At 61.2% G+C, this 1,055-nt stretch carries 2 protein-coding genes; both read left to right on the top strand.

Annotated features, from left to right (window positions below):
• A partial coding sequence (locus I5W_RS08060) for an ABC transporter permease (protein WP_044528842.1) occupies positions 1–690 on the top strand: 690 nt, incomplete at its 5' end.
• A 68-nt stretch (positions 691–758) separates the two neighbouring features.
• Positions 759–923, top strand: coding sequence for a hypothetical protein (locus I5W_RS31970; protein WP_156425818.1), 165 nt, complete (start codon positions 759–761; stop codon positions 921–923).
• Positions 924–1,055: the final 132 nt, after the last annotated feature.

Raw genomic sequence — 1,055 nt, 5'->3', positions numbered from 1 at the left:
GCAGTTCGTGCGCCGCACCGAAGCCCCGGCAGCACCCCGGTCGGCCTGGTCTTGCGGATGCGCTTCAACCCCAACCTGGAACAGTCCTGGTTCGGCTCGCTGATGGAAATCATCAACAACGTCACCATGCTCTCCATCATCCTGACCGGCGCAGCACTGATCCGCGAGCGCGAGCACGGCACCATCGAACACCTGCTGGTGATGCCGGTGAGCCCGGCCGAGATCATGCTGGCCAAGGTCTGGTCCATGGGTGCGGTGGTGGCGCTGGCAGCGCTGGCGTCCTTGTTGTTGATCGTGCGCGGCGCCTTGCAGGTGCCCATTGAAGGATCGATCGCGCTCTTCATGCTGGCCACCGTGCTGCACCTGTTTGCCACCACCTCGATGGGCATCTTCATGGCCACGCTGGCGCGCTCGATGCCGCAGTTCGGCATGTTGACGGTGCTGGTGCTGCTGCCGCTGCAACTGCTCTCGGGCGGCTCCACGCCTCGCGAGAGTATGCCTGTACCGGTACAGGACATCATGCTGGCCGCCCCGACCACCCATTTTGTCGCGGCAGGGCAAGCCATCCTGTACCGGGGCGCTGGCCTGGAAGTGGTCTGGCCGCAGTTGCTGGCCATCTTCGGAATTGGCCTGGTGCTGTTCGTGGCTGCACTGGGCCGGTTCAGGAAGACCATCAGCCAGATGGCGTGATGGAGAGTACGTTCGCCAGGGCAGCGTCTGGCGGATTTTGAAATTCAGATCATCGGAGAGTACGCATCATGGACCTGACCAGCCCTTCCACATGGATACCCGCCTTGAGCATTTGCCTGCTGCTGACCGGCTATGGAATGCGTGAACGCAGGTGGGCGCCGTATTGCATGTTGGCGGGGGCGTTTGGATTGTTGGGGGTGTTGGTTTATCGGGTGTCGGTGGCGATTGCCTGAGCTGTCCTTCAGGCCGCAAACTTGCTATCGCTGTTGATTTGCTCGGGAGATTTAACGGATTCAGCACTGAGCCAAGCGGAGAGCTTGGGAGCAAACTCATCAAGAGAGCTAGGCGAATGCCTTGCAGGGTAT

It is taken from the genome of Herbaspirillum sp. B65, from assembly GCF_000333555.1.
Taxonomy (GTDB): Bacteria; Pseudomonadota; Gammaproteobacteria; order Burkholderiales; family Burkholderiaceae_D; genus Herbaspirillum; species Herbaspirillum rubrisubalbicans.
Note: the sequence above shows the minus strand (reverse complement) of the source record. Positions and strands in the feature narration are given on the sequence as shown.

Bases quoted from the DNA above. Each gene is read 5' to 3' on its own strand.
- I5W_RS31970 (WP_156425818.1), top strand. From the start codon at position 759: ATGGACCTGACCAGCCCTTCCACATGGATACCCGCCTTGAGCATTTGC.